The organism is Pseudomarimonas arenosa, from assembly GCF_014841215.1.
Classification (GTDB): domain Bacteria; phylum Pseudomonadota; class Gammaproteobacteria; order Xanthomonadales; family Xanthomonadaceae; genus Pseudomarimonas; species Pseudomarimonas arenosa.
In genome coordinates, this window is the sequence record NZ_JACYTR010000010.1 from 82404 (window position 1) to 100154 (window position 17751).

The following is a 17751-nucleotide window of genomic DNA, read 5'->3' on the forward strand; positions in this document are numbered from 1 at the left end:
GCTTGAAATGAACCGTCGCGACTTCATTCGTCAATCCCTGCTCTGCGGCGCCGGCGCCGCCAGCCTGCTGGGCCCGGCCGGCCACCTGGGCCTGCTGCAGGCCGCCACCCGGGCACAGAACCTGGGCAAGGGCAGCGCACCGTTCCGCGCCCTGATCTGCATTTATCTGTACGGCGGCAACGACAGCTTCAATACCCTCGTACCGCGCGATGCCGGCACCCATGCCGTCTACTCAGCCTCGCGTGGCGGCAACCTGACCATCTCGCTGGCCGATGCGCAGGCGCTGCCATTGAATCCACTGGCGGCCCCGGTAGGCGGCGGCGAGTACGGCCTGCACCCGGGCATGCAAGGCCTGCAGCAGCTGTTCAACACAGGGCGCTGCGCGGTAGTGAGCAATGTCGGCACCTTGAACTACCCAATCACCAAGCTCGAGTTTCAAAATGGCAGCGTGCCAACGCCGCCGCAGCTGTTTTCGCACAACGATCAGACGCTGTACTGGCAGACCTCCTGGCCCGACTCCACCGAGAAAACCGGCTGGGCCGGGCGCGCCATCGACACCCTGTACAGCGGCGGGTTCCCAGCCCTGTCGCCCTGCATCTCGCTGGATGGCGCCAACACCCTGCTGGTCGGCCGCGATGTGCAGCCCTACTTCATGGGTACCGACGGCACCGAATCGGTGTACTTCACCGAAGGCGAGTGGAATCAGCCGCGCCGCACCAGCTTCGATGCGCTGCGCCAGATGGCGCGCTCCAGCGGCGGCCATCTGATGGAAGATCACTACGGCCGCATCATGCAGCGCTCGATCGACACCAATGCCGTGGTAAGCGCGGCGCTCGACGCCACCCCGGCGCTAACCACCACCTTCCCCGACACCTGGCTTGGTCGCCAGCTGGCGATGGTGGCGCGGATGATCGCCGCGCGTGGCCCACTGGGTCTGTCGCAAGAAGTGTTCTTTGTCACCGACCACGGCTATGACACCCACGACACCCAGCTCGGCGCCCAGGCAGAATTGCTGCCCAATCTCTCCGCCTGCATGCGCGCCTTCTACGATGCCACAGTGGAAATGGGTGTTCAGAATGACGTAACCCAGTTCACCGCCAGCGACTTCGGCCGCACGGTGACGGTGAACGGCGATGGCACCGATCACGGCTGGGGTGGTCACCACTTCGTGGTCGGCGGCTCGGTGGTCGGCCGGCGTTATTACGGTCGCATGCCCAACCTGCAGAACGGCGGCCCCGACGACGCCGCCTGGGGCCAGATCATCCCGACCACTGCGGTCGACCAGTACGCCGGCACCCTGGCGCGCTGGCTCGGCGTCAGCGACACCAATGTGCGCGATATCGTCGTACCCAACCTCGAGCGCTTCGGCGCCGGCTCACCGTATCTGGGCTTCCTGCCGACTTAACCCAGCCCTGGCTCAGGTTGCGTGGCTGTGCGCGCCAGCCCGCCGCCGAGCCACGCCCCCTCGCAGTCGCTGAGTGTGTCGAAGCGAGCCTCGACAGCGCGTCGTCATGCCGCGCCGTGCTTCTCCACCCAGCGCTTGACGATCGCCTGCAGCGCCTCCAGCCCGTCAGTCAGCGCGGCCGGGCCGGGCTGCAGGATGATCGGCGACTTGATCTCGTGCAGTTCGCCCTGCGCCACCGCCGGAATACTGCCCCAGCCTGCCCGCGCCTTGACATGCTCGGGGCGAAATTTCTTGCCGCACCATGAGCCGATGATGATATCGGGCGCCGCCCGGATCACCTCGGTCGGATCGCCGAGGATGCGCCCCATAGCCAAGGCGCGTTCGGCGCGCTCGGGGAACACATCGTCACCGCCGGCAATGCGGACCAGCTCGGCCACCCATTGGATACCGGTGATCAAGGGATCGTCCCATTCCTCAAAATAGACCTTGGGTCGACGCTGGTAGCCAGCCGTCTGCTCGACCACCCGATCGAGTTCACGCTGCAGATCCGCCGCCAGAGCCTCGGCCCGATCAGCCACGCCGACCAGTGCACCGAGCCGCCGGATGTACTCCAGGATGCCATCGACGCTGCGATGATTGCTGATCCACACCTCGACCCCAGCACGCACCAATTCGGCCGCAATATCGGCCTGCATGTCGGAAAAGCCGATGGCCAGATCCGGCTTCAAGGCCAGGATCTTCTCGATCTTCGCCGAGGTAAAAGCGCTGACCTTGGGCTTTTCCTTGCGCGCTGCCGGCGGGCGCACGGTGAAACCGCTGATGCCGACAATGCGCTGCTGCTCGCCGAGCAGGTACAGCGTCTCGGTCGGCTCCTCGGTCAGACAAACGATGCGTTTCGGTCCCATGCGCACTCCTCCAGCGCAGCGACAGGTCTGGCGCCTGCGCGGCAAGGACGGCAGGCACAGTGGCTCACCGCCCTCTGATCAGATCAACAGATTGCCCCGGCGGATTCTTGCGCCGCCTTCACAAAACGACGCTTTACCTCGCCCCCCATTCGGCTCACAGTGTAACCGTCGCGGCATGGTGGTTAGCCTTTGAGCCCTTCTGCCCTGAAACCGACAGCGCGATCGCCCAGCCTGGCACGCATCGGGCTTACCGTGATGGCCGTGCTGGCCTCGGCCGCTGCCGCCTGGTGGGTGGTGCTGAACGGCGATCGCAGCAACTTCGAGCTGGTCGCCCTGCCTACCGCCAATCGCACCTTGAATCAGCTCACCGCCGTGGTGCTGACCTGCATGGCACTGATCGTGCCGCTGACCTCGAATCTGTATTCGCCCAAGCTGGTGAAGCTGTACGTTACCCATCCGCTGATCGTCGCCGGCCTGGCCGTGCTGGTCGGCAGCAATCTGCTGATCATGCCCACCGTGTTCCTTCCGGCCACCGACAATTGGGGCCGAAGCATGGAGTTCGTGGTCAGTTTCAGCTTTTTCCTGATCCTGCTGGCGACCCTGCCGTTTCTTTACGCCATCAGCCGCTTTCTGCGGCCCAGCTACTTTCTGCGCCTGCTTACCGAGCGGGGTTACCAGCAGTTTCGCCGTCTGCAGCATCAGCAACAGGCCCAGGACAGCGTGCGCAAGCTGTTCGACGCGGTCGACGTGGTCACCAATATCGCCATGACCGGCATGAACCGCGGCGACCGACAGCTGGTGCTGATGGCCTTGAATGCCCTGCACCGCCTGCTTTGCGGCGTGATCGAACATCACCAGAGCAGTGATCAGGGCTGGCGCAGCGCCCACGCCTGTTTCGTACCCGGCCTCGCCCGCGAGGGCCGCAACCTGCTGCGCCAGGAACGAATCTGGCCCGAAGCCTATGTGCTGGCGCAGATGCTCAAGGTGATGGAAGTCGCCAACAAACGGCAGCACGAGATCCTCGGTGAGCTCGCCGACCAACTGGTCGATAGTGCCCGACTGGCCTTTGAGCACCGGCTCGATCACATCGTTGAACTGCATGTCATGGCCCTTAACACCCTGCTTCGCGAATCGATTGAAGAGCGCGACCTGCGGCGCTTTCAGAATGTGTCCTACCATTTTCGCGAACTGCTGGAACTGTTCGTCTCGCAGCCCGAGCGCCTGCAGCGCGACGCACGCCATCTGCTGCACTACGGCCGTCTCGCCCAACGCCTGAACCTGGAGTTTGGCCTGGAGACCGTGATCTACGACCTCGCCGAACTGCTGGTCGGCGTTGCCCGACGTGATCCGGCGCAGGCCACCAAATTACTCGACGGCGCCAGCGGCGAAGCCATCCGCCACGCCCTGGCAGCTCAAGGCGGCCTGCAACGCATCGGCTGGCGCGGATTAATCTACATGTATTGGGAATGCCGCGCCGCCGGCCTCGACGACATCGCCCGCGGCATCGAGATGCGCTTTCTCAACGACCCACACGAGCACAAAGCACAGATCGCCCGTGCCCTGGGCGAAAACCGCGCCCTGCACTTCGAATTCAACGACCGCCTGGTGCGCTTCGCGCACTTCTCCGCCGAAGCAGAACGCCTCGCCCACGCGTTTGGCTCAGAAGGCAAGCCGTAGGGCGGGTCTTGACCCGCCGAAAGAACACACGACAAGGCACCCACCGTCGCAAGCGCCTCACAACGCCTCACAACATCTGGTTTGCGCACCTCCAAGAGTGCGCCCGTGCCGGGCGCACCAAAAAAAAAACCGGCCCGAAGGCCGGCTTTTGAGAAAGGCAAGGGCGCGAACGCCCTCGCCTGCTTTGTTTCAACTAGCGTGTCGTCGTTCCTTCAAAACCGTCCGAGAACACCCGCGGGATGACGTTGATGGTGTAATCCTCGGCCTGCCCATAACCCGCCGTGTTGCAAGGGGTTGGCTGCGTGCTGTAGCGCTTCAGTACGCGCATCCGCACTGAGCCAAGCGGCGTCAGGGCTGGGACAGTGATGACAGCGCTGGCCGACACTGCATCTTCGCCGGTCGAGTTGGTGATATCGCCGATGATGTAGCGCTCACTGGCATCGTCGTTGAAGATGCCATCGTTGTTCCAGTCGATGTAAGCACGTACGCGATCGGTGAAGTTGCCGTCCGTGTTGCCTTTGACGGTCATCGTGTAGCTCAGCCCCGGTCCCACTGCACCGCTGATGGAGGTGAAGTCCTGCAATGCCGGGGTACCGTTGATGGCGGCGCTGCTGGCGTTGTTGATTCCTGCGAACTGCACCAGGGAGATCGGCTCGACCCCGCTGGGGAAACCAACATTGCAGTAAGGCGCAGGGAACACCGGTGCCGAAACGGTCAATGATGCCGAGGCGATCGACTGGTTGCTGCCGCTATCGGTTTGTAGATCGCCCACACCGAAGTTCAGCTGGTAGTTGCCTTCGGCCGTCGGTTGCACGTCGAACTGCACGGAGCAAGAGCCAACAAAGGGTATCTGCGCACCCGACGACAGCGTGACCGAGTTGCTCAAGGCCGTCGCGGTCAGCGTGCCGCCGCAGGTCGTGCTGGCATTCGGGCTGGGTGCCACACGAACTCCGCTCGGCAATGCGGTGACCAAGTCAGAGGTCAGCGTGGCAACGCTGGCGCCTGGATTCCCCAACTGCAAGGTCACCGTGCTGGTCGAGAAGGCACTCAAGCTGGACGGCGCTGCATCGACCGCAAGGGTCGGGTTGGTGTCAGGGAACGGCACACCGAAGCGCACCGGCAGGTAAGCGATGGGTCGCTCGGCATCATTGCTGGAGAAGCACAGCGCAGCGAAATGCTCGCCAGGCGACAGGCCGCTGGCATCGAATTGCACGTTCACCGTAGTGCTACCGGCCAAGCCCAACGAGCCGCTGGTTGCCGAGGTCACGCTCAGCCAGCTGGCGCCGCAAGTCACTTGGCCATCGGCGCCCATCGAGAACGCCTCAGCCGGCCCCGGACCCGGGGCACCGCTCAGAGTCGGAATCACCCAGGCAGGCGTGGCCGACGCAGGGGCAAAGCTACGCGGGGCAAAGCCATTGGTGGGTGCACCCACTCCAGTGATGGCGGCCGCCCACAGCGGATTGCCAGTGGCACCGGAACCGGTGCTGGTGGCATAGCTCGGATACACCAGCAGCCAGTAGCGTCCGCTGGGCAAGGTGGGCGAAGTGGCACCCGCTGTCGCCAGATCAAGCGCGATATCGCCGACGATGCCGTCTGCGGCGATGTCCACGCCTGGGGCATTCGGGGCTGCGGTGAAGGTGAACAACGGTGCTGTGCCAAAACCCGGCGCGCCATTCGGCTTGCCATTGTCATCGCCATACACCTGGAAGGTGATCGAGGTGGCACTGGACAGATCGTTCGCACCGAGCACGAAACCGTTCGATTGCAACCTGGTCAAGGTTCCTTCTGCCGGCATCAGGAAGTCGTCAGAGGCAAAGCCGGTCGAGGTCGGGCTTGCCGGGTGTTCGCTACCGCGGAAACCATTGCCCAACTGCGGCCCTTGATTCAGCAAGTTCACTGATTGGGTGCCGGTGACCACGCTCCAGTTCAAGGTCGGGTTGCCGACGTTGGACAGATCGAGGTTGGCGGTGGTGGTGGTCGCGGTGGCTGCTTCCAGACTAGTGGGATCGAAAGCAATCGATGGCCCCGCCGCCTGCACCGAAATCGGCATGTGCAGATCGGGCTCGCCAACCACGCTCGAGCTCAAGGTCAGCTCACCGTGCTGCCAGGTACCCGCTGGAAGCATCGTGCCGTCAACGGTCACGGTAAACGAGGTGGTTCCCGACTCGCTTAACATGAAGTTCGTTGGATTGACGCTGGCCGCACCCATCGGCAGGCCAGAAATGGCCAGGTTGTAGGTGGCGGAACCAGTACGGACACGCTCAACTGAACGGGTGAACTCGCAGCTGCCTACGCAGTTGCCATTCGCCATGCTGGGCAGATTGAGGGTGGAGATATCGCCACCGTTGCCGGGGTCAGCATCACTGAAGTTGGTGGTGGTTTCGTTCAACACCAGACTCGATTTGGCAGCAACGGTCAGATCAACGCGACCCGACCCACGATCCCAGGGTGTGCTGGGATCGTCATTGTGATCGAGAAGATCAGTGGTCTTGGCCGTCATCATCAGCGCCGACTTCACCTCCATCGGCGTCCAGCTGGGCTGCAGGGCGCGAATCAGCGCAGCAGATCCAGTAACGTGCGGGGTGGCCATCGAGGTGCCGTTCAACATCTCGGTGGTGTCGCCTGGCCCCAGGCTGGCAGCAATGATGTCGACACCGGGCGCCGCAATGTCGGGCTTGACCAGGAACTGTCCGTTGATCGGCCGCGGCCCACGTCCGCTGAAGTCAGCGATACGATCCGGCGTGGCGGTCGAGGGGAAGGCCTTCAGCGGAGTCAGGATGGAGGCCGCTGCAGTGCTCGGATCACCGCTGATCGCGGCTGCAACATTGGTCCAATCGGACATCCGCATCGACCATGCGTTACCGCTGGCACCAAGATTCAGGAAACCCTGATCGACAAAGATCACGCCCAATGCGCCGGCAGCAGTCGCATTGGCCTTGCGCGCCGAACTCGCGCAATTGCTGGCGGTGCCATCAAGCTGCAGCACCGCGATGGCCGGCACAGCCGCGCGGGTAAAGGTATTGGCCGCGAACGCCGAGCAACCATCGTTGCTTCCATCAGCGAAAGTCGGGCTGACGATCAACGGTGCACCGACGATATCTGCTGATTGAATCGGCGCGGCACCCGGCGTGACCGGCAGGTCAACGGTATTTCCCGGCGGGGTGCCTGGCGCAGTCAAATCGAACTCGAATGCGATCGCGCCACGATCATGGGTTGATGCCGCAACGGTTTGCACCCAGGGCTCTTGATGATCTGAGGTGCCCGCTGCGGGGCCATCATTGCCCGCCGCAGCCACCACCAGGATCCCGGCGTCGGATGCGTTCAAGAAGCCGAGGGCATTGGCCTGATTCCACGGCGAGTCGCCGCCACTGATCGAAAAACTGATCAGATCCACGATGCCTTGAGATACGGCATCGTCGGTGGCTTGAGTGATGGCCGAACTCGGGCAGGTACCGATACAGACCTTGTAGGAAATGACGGTCGCATGCGGTGCCACGCCAGAAAGCGTCAAGTTGGCGCCGCCGAAATTCACGTCGCGCTGATTGCCTGCCACCGTACTGGCCGTGTGCGAACCATGGCCGTCATCGTCCGCACCACTGCGCGTCGGAGACGTCGACGCGAAATTGAACATGCCGATCAGCTTGTCATTGCAGCGCCCCAAGTCGGCATTCGGCGCCGTGGGCCCGCACAGCCCGAGGTAGTTACCTGCCCCCAAAGGATTGACGTGCACATAGCTGTCCAGCGGACCAGTGGCTGCGAATGCCGGACTTTCCCAGTTGATACCGGAGTCGAGCACCGCCACAACCACACCTTCACCCTGGCTGCCCGCGCCATCGTTGGCGCTACCGTCCCACAGCGAAGGCGCACCGATGAAGGTGGGGCCACGATCGGTCAGCAGATCGAGTTGACGATCGCGCTCGACGAAAAGAACGTCGTCAAGCTTGCGCAAACGCGCCGCCTCGTCTTCAGTCAACTCGACAATCACGCCATTGATGGCGTGCTGCATTTGGCCGAGCGCAGGCAGCGAGCGCTTCAGCTGAAAGCTGGCGTCATTGAGGAACCGATCCTGCTCCTGACGCAGAAACGCGGCGTAGGCCTGAGCTTGCGGCGACTGCATCTCTGGACGACCTGCGCGGCGACCGGAGGTGACCTGCGGAACCGCGGCAAACGCGGGCAATTCACCGCGATAGGCCGCCACTGGCGCTTTGCGCAAGACCACCGTGTAACGGGCGTACTCGCTGGCCGCCTCAATCTTGGCGGCGCGAGACCCAGGCTCGCGCATCACCTGCCCTTTGTGCAGCTCAACCGGTCCTTCAGCGCTGATCGCCTGACCACCGAGACTCAGGCCGGCGGCACACAGCGCAATGGAGATTGCGCCGACCAGAGGCTTGCGTGACCGGCAAGCCCCGAGATTCGAAATTCTGTTGCTCATCACAGCTCCCAACGAATGCCCAGACTATTCGTACATCCCCTCGGGCATTCCCTGACGAGCGACAAGCAGATGCCCGGGATTCAGCACGTCGAATCCCAGCCGCAGGTCCAGACCAGGGAATTAACCCGCCATGGATCCTAGTTAAGCTGGCGGTGAACAGCAAGCGCGAATCCGCCGAGCGATGCGCGCAATCGCCACAGAAGCTGGCGGCAACTGTCCCTCGCTACGGAAACAACATCCTTTTTCTCCAAACGCCGCCTTCGCCGCGTTCGTAGAGGAAGCGCTCGTGCAGACGGTAATCGGCACCGAACCAGAGTTCGATGCAGTCGGGTACCACGCGGTAGCCGGACCAGTGCGGGGGGCGGGTCACCGGTTGGTCTTCGAAGCGGGCTTCGACCTCGGCCACGCGTGTGTCGAAGACGTCCCGCGAATCGAGAGTGCGCGATTGATCGGAGGCCCAGGCGCCGATCTGGCTCATGCGCGGTCGCGAAGCAAAGTAGCGATCGGCTTCGTCCTCGCTCACCGGCTCGGCCCGGCCTTCGATGCGTACCTGCACACCATTGCGCAAGTGACGCCAGTGGAACAGCAGGGCACATTGGCGGTGAATGCGCAGATCATCGCCCTTGCGGCTATCGGTATTGGTATAGAACACGAAGCCGCGTTCATCGTGGGCTTTGAGCAGTACGGCGCGGCAGCCCAGGCGCCCCTGATCGCCTTGCGTGGCCAGGTACATGGTGGTCGGCTCGGGGTCAGGGCCCGACTTGGCCTCTTCCAGCAGGTCACGGAAGGCCAGCATGGCTTCGACATAGGGGTCGACGATGGGTGAGTTGATCATGGAGTTAAGGCCGCAATGAGTGTCAGTGCCGATGATGCCGGGACTGGCGTGAGCCGGCCATGACTTCGCTCAAGTTGAGGGCATGCGCCTGGCCAGGTCGGCGAAGGCTTCAGCCACCCCCTCACCGCGAGCGGCATCGATCTCGAACTGCGGCCAGGGCATGTTGTCAGCCGGCGTGGCCGGCACCACGGTGCCCTGACGCCGATTCAACAGCAACATGGCCGGACGCGGGCCCAGCAGTTCGAAGGCAGCGCGCAGGGAGTGTTGGGCGGCAATCAGCGATTCGCTGCGACTGAGATCGGCCACCGCGACCACGGCTTCACTGCCGGCAATAAAACTCTGCCCAAGCGCCTCCAGCGAACTGCGCGAATTGACGTCCCAGATATCGAAACAGACGCCGCTGCCGGGCTCGACCCAGCGCGCTACCGAAATGCCCGGATGATTGGGACAGGGCTTGCCCGACAATACCGACACCACCGAGCTGCGCCCGGCGTTGCGATCACCGAGCAGGGCCAATTTGAACGGCCGCAGGCTCATCAGGCGCCGACGCGAGAGCCGAAAACGGCAACGCTGCCGGCGAGACTGATCGCCAGCCTGAGCTGCCCTGCACGATTGGTCTCGCCGTCGGCCGCCTCGTTCATCCAGCCTGTCCTGGCCCCATTGCCCGAATGGCCGCACTATACCTGATGCTTGGCGCGAACCCGAACACTTGCCGAGGTGAAACCAAGGCCATTGCAGCGGCTATCGGCTCAATAGCCTTGGCACCTCGCTTCGCCCAAGCACCCTTCGACTGGCTCAGGGTGCGTCGAACGGGGCCGGACGATGCCGGCAACGTCTCGCTCGCTGAGCCTGTCGAAGCGAGCCTCGACAGCGCACGGCGCTGGCATGTGGTGGCGCATGTGGTGTAGGTGGGGAGAGGTTGTTGGCACCGTCCAATGGGCGATGGCGCGACTTTGGTTACTCGCTTCGCCCAGGCACCCTTCGACTGGCTCAGGGTGCGTCGAACGGGGCCGGACGATGCCGCCAACGTCTCGCTCGCTGAGCCTGTCGAAGCGAGCCTCGACAGCGCGCAGCGTCGGCATGTGGTGGCGCATGCGGTGTAGGTGGGGAGAGTTTTTTGGCACCGACCAATGGGCGATGGCGGGACTTTAGCTACTCGCTTCGCCCAGGCACCCTTCGACTGGCTCAGGGTGCGTCGGATAGGGTCGACGTCGTCTGCTGACGGTTCACGGGACCGGCAGACGACAGCAAATCCCGATAGCCGCGGCGAAAGTCCGGGTAGTGCAGGCGAAATCCGCTGGCGTGCAAGCGTCGGTTGCTCAGGCGTCTTCCCTCGGCGACCGGTCCGCGGCGCGCGGGGGTCTGGCCCAGCATCTCAGCCAGGCCCGCCATCACCTGCCATTCCGGCAAGGGCGCATCGTCGGTAAGCAGATAGCGCGGCGCCCGTTGGGTCTGAGCAGATAGATGAACCACCGCCCGCGCGCAGTCGTCGATGTGGATACGATGCGTGTAGCGGCCGCCACCGGTTTCGCCGGCCAGCACCCGTCGCAGCAGCCAGTTGCGTCCTGGGCCATACAGGCCGCTCGGCATGAGTACACAGAGTGCCGGCCAACTGCGGCGCAGCTGCCGTTCCGCCGCGGCCAATAACTTGCCGTTCCAGCGCTCGGCCGGGCAGTGCTGATCTTCATCCACCCACTGCCCGTCGGCGCCTTCGATCGGCGCGCTGCTGCTCACCAGCAAGCGTCGCGCAGCCGCCGGCACGCTGGCCATGAAGGCCGCGGCGGCTTCGAAATAGCAGGCCTGATAGGCGCTCTCGCTGCGTTGATCGGGTGAGGCGCAGAACAGCGCCAGTTCAACCTGATCGAACTGACCGGGCTGCAGTGCCGCCATGTCGGCCGCCAGGGTTTGCCAGCCTTCGCCGGGATCGATCTGCGGCCGGCGTTTGAGCCCGATCACCGTGTGACCGGCAGCGCTCCACAAGCGCGCGCATCGGCGGCCAAGGTCACCCAGGCCGCCGATCAGGATGTTCATGTCGAGGGCAGGGCTTCCGCCGGCCGCGAGGTGCGCGGCAGATAGCGCAGCCAGATCAGCCACACCGCCAGCGCATCAAGCACGATCAAGGCCTGCCACAGGTACAGATGGAACCAGTCGAACGCCACCTTGCTGTACTGGCCGAGATAGAACAGCGAAATGATGCGCACCAGATTAAGGCCCTGGATAGCGACAAAGCCGATGCCGATACCGATCAACTTGTGTTTCCACGGCGAAGGGAAAGCGACGACGGCAGAGACCAGGATGATCACCGCCTCGATGCCGTCGCAGCCGGGCGCGATCGCCACCGCAAAGCCATTGCTCAGGCTGCGAATGATCACCCCCTCGGATGCCACGGCGCTATCGAACAGCATGATCAGCCAGGCGCTGGCCTGAGCCAGCACACCAGTAAACGGGACGGTGATGTGATCGGTACCCCATTGGGTAATGCGCACACTGAACAGCAGCGCCAACAGGCCGACAAAAGTAAGGAAAAAGCGCAGCATCAGCGTGGTTCAACTCTATATCTGGACAAGGAAAGCACTGCGGCAGACGCAGCCTGGCGCATGCACCGTGACAGTGCCGGCAAGGCGCCAACGTCGCGGCGGGCGCAATGCTAGCATCGCTGGATGAATCCCGCCTCCAACCTGATTCTGGTCGGCCCGATGGGCGCCGGAAAGACCACCATCGGAAAACGTCTGGCCAAGCACTTCGCACTGCGCTTTGTCGACTCGGACCAGTTCATCGAGCAGCAGACCGGGGCGAGGGTCGCCACCATCTTCGATCTGGAGGGCGAAGCGGGCTTTCGCCAACGCGAACAGCAGGCGATTGCTGAGCTATGCAATGGTCACGGCCAACTGATCGCCACCGGCGGCGGCGCGGTGCTGAACGAGGAAAACCGCCGACTGATGCACCTGCACGGTTTCGTCATCTGGCTACGCACCTCGGTCGAGCGACAGCTCGAACGACTGGCACAGGACCGCACGCGGCCACTGTTGCAGGCCAGCAACCGCCGTCATCGCCTGGAGGTGATGGCGGCACAGCGCGACCCGCTGTACGCAGTCTGCTGTGATCTGGTATTCGAGTCTGAGCAGCGCAAGGTGGCGGCCGCGGCCGAGCGTCTGGCAAGAATCCTGGCGCAGCGTTGGCATCGCGAAACCGAGCCTGCCCCCATCCCCGACCCGACCCAACCGCCATGCACCACTTAACTGTTAGTTTAGCCCAGAGAAGCTATCCGATTCTGATCGAGCGCGGCCTATTGCATCGCCCGGAGTTGTTGCGCGCGCAAATCAAGGGCCGTCATGTACTGATCGTGTCCGACCAGCATGTGGCGCCGCTGTATCTCGACGCCGTGCGCGCGGGACTGGCGGATCTGGTGGTGGAGTGCTGCGTGATCCCGGCCGGTGAACGGGAAAAGAATCTCGACCGCTTTGGCCAGTTGATGCACATGCTGGCCGCCATGAAAGCCAGCCGTGACGTCACCCTGATCGCGCTTGGTGGTGGCGTGATCGGCGACCTCACCGGCTTTGCCGCGGCCTGCTGGATGCGCGGCGTGCGCTTCATCCAAATCCCCACCACCCTGCTGGCGATGGTCGACTCTTCGGTCGGCGGCAAGACAGCGGTCGATCTGCCGCAAGGCAAGAATCTGGTCGGCGCCTTCCACCAGCCGGCCACGGTGCTGATTGATACCGACACCTTGGCCACCTTGCCGGCTCGCGAAGTGCGCGCCGGGCTGGCCGAAGTAGTGAAGTACGGGGCGATCTTCGACGCCGAGTTCTTCGCCTGGCTGGAGCAGCATGCCGAGAGCTTGCTGGCGCTCGACCCGGGCGTCATTGCCGAAGCCATCGCCCGCAGCTGCCAGCACAAGGCCGAGGTGGTGGCACGCGATGAGACCGAACAAGGTGATCGCGCCCTGCTCAACTTCGGCCACACCTTTGGCCATGCGATCGAAACCGCCGACGGCTACGGCGGTCTGCTGCACGGCGAGGCAGTGGCCGTGGGCATGTTGCTGGCCGCCGATCTCAGCGCCCATCTGGGCCTGGCCACGCAGGCCGAATTCGAGCGTCTCGGCCAGCTGCTGCAGTGCCTGCAGCTTCCCACCCGGGTGCCCGACGGACTGCAGGCGAGCGAATTGCTGCGGCATATGCGATTGGACAAGAAGAACGTGTCGGGCCAGATCCGCTTGATTCTGTGGCGCGCGCTTGGCCAGGCCTTTGTCGCTCCCGGCGTCGAGGAGACCGAGATTCTTCGCTGTCTCGAGCGCGGCGGCGCAGCGAGGGGCTGAGCTTCAAAAGAGCGGCCGCTGAGATATTCGAAGGGCGGTCCCTGAGCCCGTCGAAGGGCGGTCCCTGAGCCCGTCGAAGGGCGCCCAACAATACCGCTCCGCTCGGGCTGGCTTCGACTCGCTCAGCCAGCGTGGACCGCGGCGTGTCCAAACTTCAGGCTCCTACGCAGCACAGACGCGCTCCGCGCCTCGTCGATTGATCGCAGGCTGCCGATCGAACCGAGAATCGGCGAGAATTAGCCCATGCGCATTTTTCTGCAACAACGGCCGGAAGCCGGCGAACAACCGAAGTTCTACCAGATCGTCCTGCAGCAGGATCTGCTCGGCGGCTGGATTCTGCTGCGTGAATGGGGTCAGCCCGGCCTGCGCACCAGCTCCAAACGCGAGGTGTTCCTGGAGCGTAAGGATGCCCTCGACGCGCTCTCGAAGGCCCGCGATGCGCAGCTGAAGAAGGGCTTTCAGGTGATGTTCTCGCAGGGCGCCGACGACCCGCGGCGAGTCTGAGCGGCGGACCCACAGCCGACCACCCAGCGCCGGCCGCCGCTCGAATGACAGGCAGCGCGCAGCGCATGCGGTAAGCTTGCCGGCCTTGCTTGTCTGCCCTTGAATCGATGAACGATCGCTATCTTTGCGCCCTGCGCCGCGAACCCGTCGACTGCACTCCGATCTGGATCATGCGTCAGGCCGGTCGCTACCTGCCCGAATACCGCGCCACACGGGCCCGTGCCGGCAGCTTCCTGGCGCTGGCCAAGACGCCCGAGCTGGCCTGCGAAGTCACCCTGCAGCCGCTCGACCGGTTTGCCCTGGATGCCGCCATTCTGTTCTCCGACATCCTCACCGTTCCCGACGCCATGGGCCTTGGGCTGTACTTTGCCGAGGGTGAAGGCCCGAAGTTCGAGCGCCCGCTGCGCGATGCCGCCAGCATCGAGAAGCTGGCGGTGCCGGACATGGAAACCGAACTTGGCTATGTGATGGATGCCGTGCGGCTGATTCGCCGCGAGTTGCACGGTCGGGTGCCGCTGATCGGCTTTTCCGGCAGCCCCTGGACCTTGGCCTGCTACATGATCGAGGGCGGCGGCAGCGACGGCTTCGCTCGAGTACGCGCCCTGGCCTACGAGAACCCGACCCTGCTGCATCGTCTGCTGGCCACCACCACCGCGGCCGTGATCGCCTACCTGAAGGCCCAGGCCGCGGCGGGCGCGCAGGCACTGCAAGTATTCGATACCTGGGGCGGCCTGCTGTCGCCGCGACTGTACCGGGAGTTCTCGCTGCGCTATCTGCAGCAGATCGCCGAGGCCGTGGCGGGTCTGGAACCGCCGTTGATCCTGTTTGGCAAGGGCACCGGCCAATTCGCCGCGGAACTGGCCGCTACCGGCTGTGCCGCGGTGGGCCTGGATTGGACCACCGACCTGGCCTCCGCGCGCGCCGCCTGCGGTGATCGCGTTGCCTTGCAAGGCAACCTCGACCCGACTGTGCTGGCCGCCAGCCCGGAGGTGATCGAACGCGAGGCTAAGGGAGTGTTGGACAGCTTCGGTGTGGGCAGCGGACACATCTTCAATCTCGGACATGGCATCACCCCGGACATCAATCCCGAGCACGTGGCAGTGCTGGTTGACGCCGTTCATCGATTCAGTCGTCGCAGCGGCGACGGGGTCCAACCGCTTGCCGAGCCCCCTGCATCCTGACCTTTGCGCGTCAACGGTCGCGACAACGGGGTGAGCTTGCGCACCGCGCGACCGAGCTGCGCTACCGTGCCCCCCTGACTACAGGTAGGATGGCTCGAAAGGGGAGGCAATGCTGTTCGCCTTGGACGACGCTTCGATACTGTCGCTGCTGGTACTGATCGCCCTGGTCAATGCCAGCATTGTGCAATGGGCATCGCGGATGGCACCGAGCATCCAGGGACCGTCGCAATGGGCTGCCTCATTGGCCTTGACAGCGACGATGGCGGCACTCAGCGTCAGCCCGATCGAGGCCACGTCGCCATGGCGCGGCGGCTTGTTCAACCCCTTGCTGATCGCCGCGCAGCTGCTGTGGTTTCACGGCACCTGGCAATTCAGCGGACGCCGTTCGCTGGCGCGCTGGTTGATCGGACTGTTCCTGATCGTCGTGCTCTTCAACACCTGGTTCAGCTTTGCTGACCCGCAGCGCGATCTGCGCATTGCCAGCGTGGTCAGTCTGGCGGCCAGTTTGAAACTGGCCACCGCCGGCCTGCTGCTTGCCTATGCCCGCAACAGCAGCAATCGGGTAGCCATTGTCGCGGCCGGCTCGCTCGGGCTGGAGTCGATGGTTTTTCTGTTTCATGCTTATCTGGCCATTCGCGGTGAAGTGCCGTTGTTTGGCAGCGGCGCGGGCGGCGGGGCCAGCCTGATCTGGCTGGCGATGCTGCTGGGCGTATCGGTGACCGCCCCGCTGTACATGCTGATGGGTCTGGGGCGGCTGGTCCTGGATCTGCGCCGTGCAGCCAACCGCGACAGCCTGACCGAGCTGCGCAATCGCCGCGGGTTCTTTTCCAGCATCGAGCCGCTGATCGCCCATGGCCGGCGCAGCAAGGGCCACGCAGCCGTGCTGATGCTCGATATCGATCGCTTCAAGCGACTTAACGACCGCTTTGGACACGCTGTCGGCGATCAGGTGTTGCGCACCATGGGAGCAACCCTGCGCGGCACCCTGCGTGGCTCAGATGTAGCGGTGCGTTGGGGCGGCGAGGAATTCTGCGCCTTGCTGCTGAACACCGACGGCAAGGGTGCCCACACCACAGCCGAGCGCATTCGCCATGAATTTGCCGCGGCCTGCAAATCGATCGAGGCGCTGCGCGGTGGAGCGGTCTCGGTCAGCATCGGCATCGCCTACGGCGCGCTGGCCGACCATGACTTCGACAGCCTGCAGAAGCAGGCCGACCAAGCCCTGTATGCCGCCAAGGAAGCCGGGCGAGACCGGGTGGTGGCGGGCCAGTCGATGCTGATCAACGAGTAAGCAGCGTGGCTACAATCGCGCCATGTGGATGAAGTTGATCGGCCATGTCGCCGCGTTTGGATTGCTCGGTGGCGCCTTGATCACCGGGCTCAGGCTGATCGAGTATCGCTGGCTGGTGCTGAGCCACTCGTTTGAGATCTATGCCGCCCTGGTGGCAACCCTGTTCGCCGGCCTCGGCATCTGGCTGGGCCGAAGCCTGAGCCGGCGCCGGATCGAAGTGCGCGAGGTTCGGGTCGAGGTGCCGGTGGTCGACGCCGAGCCATTTGTGCGCGATCAAGCCAAGATCGAGGCACTCGGCCTGACGCCGCGCGAGCTCGAAGTGCTGGAACAGATGGCCGCCGGCCATTCCAATCGGGAAATCGCCCAACGCTTGTTCCTCAGCGAAAACACCATCAAGACCCATAGCAGCCGGGTGCTGGACAAGCTTGGTGCCAAACGGCGGACTCAGGCGGTGCATCAGGGCAAGGCGCTGCGGCTGATTCCCTGACCCGCAGCGCACCAGCGACCGCTGGTACTTTCGGGTGATGGTGCTCACTTCGAGGCAGAATCACCCTTTTGGGTGACGCCGAAACCCATGCGTTGCGGCTGCAATCGACCCGCAGCGGCTACTGGCCTGCTCTGTTACCCACCTCGTTCACCCTCACGCAGGAACCTCCGTCATGGGAAAAACCATTGTTCGCTTCGGCCTGATCGCGGGCGCCATCCTTTCCGCCATGCTGCTGCTGACCCTGGCGCTGACCGACCAGGTCGGCTTCGAATACGGGGCGCTGATCGGCTACACCACCATGGTGCTGGCCTTCCTGATGATCTACTTCGGCATCCGCTCGTATCGCGACACCGTCGCCGGTGGGCAGATCGGCTTCGGCCGCGCCCTATTGGTCGGCCTGCTGATCACCCTGCTGAGCAGTGCCTGCTATGTCGCCACCTGGCAGGTGGTGTATCACCAGTTTGCTCCGGATTTCATCGAGAAATACACCGCTTACGAGATCGACAAGGCACGCCAGGGCGGCGCCGACGATCAGCAGATTGCGAAAATGCGACAGGACTTCGCCGAGTTCGCCGAGCTGTACAAGAACCCCGTGTTCAACATCGCAATCACCTTCATCGAGCCCTTGCCGGTCGGCGTGCTGATCAGTCTGATCTCAGCCGGTGTGTTGCGCCGGCGCCGTGATCCGGCAACGGCGACGAGTTGATCGAATCCGTGGC

At 63.9% G+C, this 17751-nt stretch carries 15 protein-coding genes; 9 read left to right on the forward strand and 6 right to left on the reverse strand.

What is annotated here, in order from left to right:
• Positions 1-7 precede the first annotated feature (7 nt).
• Positions 8-1405, forward strand: a complete 1398-nt coding sequence (locus tag IFO71_RS07515; RefSeq protein WP_192028931.1) for a DUF1501 domain-containing protein — start codon at positions 8-10, stop codon at positions 1403-1405.
• A 104-nt stretch (positions 1406-1509) separates the two neighbouring features.
• Here the strand turns inward: IFO71_RS07515 and IFO71_RS07520 are convergent, their stop codons facing one another.
• Positions 1510-2310, reverse strand: coding sequence for a cobalamin-binding protein (locus IFO71_RS07520; protein WP_192028932.1), 801 nt, complete (start codon positions 2308-2310; stop codon positions 1510-1512).
• 189 nt (positions 2311-2499) lie between these two features.
• On the opposite strand from IFO71_RS07520, the gene IFO71_RS07525 reads away from it, so the two are divergent.
• Entirely contained in the window at positions 2500-3987 is a 1488-nt protein-coding gene (locus IFO71_RS07525; RefSeq protein ID WP_192028933.1) for an MFS transporter, read from the forward strand.
• A gap of 193 nt (positions 3988-4180) precedes the next feature.
• Here the strand turns inward: IFO71_RS07525 and IFO71_RS07530 are convergent, their stop codons facing one another.
• The 5 genes from IFO71_RS07530 to xrtH form a co-directional block, all read right to left on the reverse strand.
• Positions 4181-8419 (reverse strand): S8 family serine peptidase, encoded by a 4239-nt coding sequence (locus tag IFO71_RS07530; RefSeq protein WP_192028934.1) that lies wholly within the window; start codon positions 8417-8419, stop codon positions 4181-4183.
• 223 nt (positions 8420-8642) lie between these two features.
• Positions 8643-9239 carry a pyridoxamine 5'-phosphate oxidase gene (gene pdxH, locus IFO71_RS07535; protein ID WP_425502880.1) on the reverse strand — a complete coding sequence of 199 codons (597 nt, stop codon included), beginning with the start codon at positions 9237-9239 and terminating at the stop codon, positions 8643-8645.
• A gap of 84 nt (positions 9240-9323) precedes the next feature.
• Positions 9324-9791, reverse strand: a complete 468-nt coding sequence (locus tag IFO71_RS07540) for a GTPase domain-containing protein (RefSeq protein ID WP_192028935.1) — start codon at positions 9789-9791, stop codon at positions 9324-9326.
• A gap of 648 nt (positions 9792-10439) precedes the next feature.
• A complete protein-coding gene (locus IFO71_RS07545) occupies positions 10440-11285 on the reverse strand; it encodes a Rossmann-fold NAD(P)-binding domain-containing protein (protein WP_192028936.1) in 846 nt (281 codons plus the stop codon).
• Complete coding sequence (gene xrtH / locus IFO71_RS07550) at positions 11282-11791, reverse strand: exosortase H (protein ID WP_192028937.1); 510 nt, start codon at positions 11789-11791, stop codon at positions 11282-11284. Before xrtH ends, IFO71_RS07545 begins: the two co-directional genes overlap by 4 nt.
• A gap of 123 nt (positions 11792-11914) precedes the next feature.
• Here xrtH and IFO71_RS07555 point away from each other — a divergent pair, with 123 nt between their 5' ends.
• From IFO71_RS07555 to IFO71_RS07585, 7 genes are all read left to right on the forward strand, one after another.
• Positions 11915-12493 carry a shikimate kinase gene (locus IFO71_RS07555; RefSeq protein ID WP_192028938.1) on the forward strand — a complete coding sequence of 193 codons (579 nt, stop codon included), beginning with the start codon at positions 11915-11917 and terminating at the stop codon, positions 12491-12493.
• Entirely contained in the window at positions 12481-13569 is a 1089-nt protein-coding gene (gene aroB / locus IFO71_RS07560; protein WP_192028939.1) for a 3-dehydroquinate synthase, read from the forward strand. Before IFO71_RS07555 ends, aroB begins: the two co-directional genes overlap by 13 nt.
• Before the next feature lie 243 nt (positions 13570-13812).
• Positions 13813-14073, forward strand: a complete 261-nt coding sequence (locus IFO71_RS07565) for a WGR domain-containing protein (RefSeq protein WP_192028940.1) — start codon at positions 13813-13815, stop codon at positions 14071-14073.
• 107 nt (positions 14074-14180) lie between these two features.
• Positions 14181-15254, forward strand: coding sequence for a uroporphyrinogen decarboxylase (gene hemE / locus IFO71_RS07570; protein WP_192028941.1), 1074 nt, complete (start codon positions 14181-14183; stop codon positions 15252-15254).
• A 109-nt stretch (positions 15255-15363) separates the two neighbouring features.
• Entirely contained in the window at positions 15364-16545 is a 1182-nt protein-coding gene (locus IFO71_RS07575) for a GGDEF domain-containing protein (protein WP_192028942.1), read from the forward strand.
• 22 nt (positions 16546-16567) lie between these two features.
• Positions 16568-17032, forward strand: coding sequence for a helix-turn-helix transcriptional regulator (locus tag IFO71_RS22635; protein WP_192028943.1), 465 nt, complete (start codon positions 16568-16570; stop codon positions 17030-17032).
• A gap of 172 nt (positions 17033-17204) precedes the next feature.
• Positions 17205-17738: a DUF4199 domain-containing protein gene (locus IFO71_RS07585; RefSeq protein ID WP_192028944.1), complete on the forward strand. Its 534-nt coding sequence runs from the start codon at positions 17205-17207 to the stop codon at positions 17736-17738.
• Positions 17739-17751: the final 13 nt, after the last annotated feature.

Excerpts from the sequence above, each read along its gene's own strand:
- IFO71_RS07515 (WP_192028931.1), top strand. The coding sequence starts at position 8 with ATGAACCGTCGCGACTTCATTCGTCAATCCCTGCTCTGCGGCGCCGGC.
- IFO71_RS07520 (WP_192028932.1), bottom strand. The coding sequence starts at position 2,310 with ATGGGACCGAAACGCATCGTTTGTCTGACCGAGGAGCCGACCGAGACG.
- IFO71_RS07530 (WP_192028934.1), bottom strand. The coding sequence starts at position 8,419 with ATGAGCAACAGAATTTCGAATCTCGGGGCTTGCCGGTCACGCAAGCCT.
- IFO71_RS07540 (WP_192028935.1), bottom strand. The coding sequence starts at position 9,791 with ATGAGCCTGCGGCCGTTCAAATTGGCCCTGCTCGGTGATCGCAACGCC.
- IFO71_RS07545 (WP_192028936.1), bottom strand. The coding sequence starts at position 11,285 with ATGAACATCCTGATCGGCGGCCTGGGTGACCTTGGCCGCCGATGCGCG.
- xrtH (WP_192028937.1), bottom strand. The coding sequence starts at position 11,791 with ATGCTGCGCTTTTTCCTTACTTTTGTCGGCCTGTTGGCGCTGCTGTTC.
- IFO71_RS07555 (WP_192028938.1), top strand. The coding sequence starts at position 11,915 with ATGAATCCCGCCTCCAACCTGATTCTGGTCGGCCCGATGGGCGCCGGA.
- aroB (WP_192028939.1), top strand. The coding sequence starts at position 12,481 with ATGCACCACTTAACTGTTAGTTTAGCCCAGAGAAGCTATCCGATTCTG.
- IFO71_RS07565 (WP_192028940.1), top strand. The coding sequence starts at position 13,813 with ATGCGCATTTTTCTGCAACAACGGCCGGAAGCCGGCGAACAACCGAAG.
- hemE (WP_192028941.1), top strand. The coding sequence starts at position 14,181 with ATGAACGATCGCTATCTTTGCGCCCTGCGCCGCGAACCCGTCGACTGC.
- IFO71_RS07575 (WP_192028942.1), top strand. The coding sequence starts at position 15,364 with ATGCTGTTCGCCTTGGACGACGCTTCGATACTGTCGCTGCTGGTACTG.
- IFO71_RS22635 (WP_192028943.1), top strand. The coding sequence starts at position 16,568 with ATGTGGATGAAGTTGATCGGCCATGTCGCCGCGTTTGGATTGCTCGGT.
- IFO71_RS07585 (WP_192028944.1), top strand. The coding sequence starts at position 17,205 with ATGGGAAAAACCATTGTTCGCTTCGGCCTGATCGCGGGCGCCATCCTT.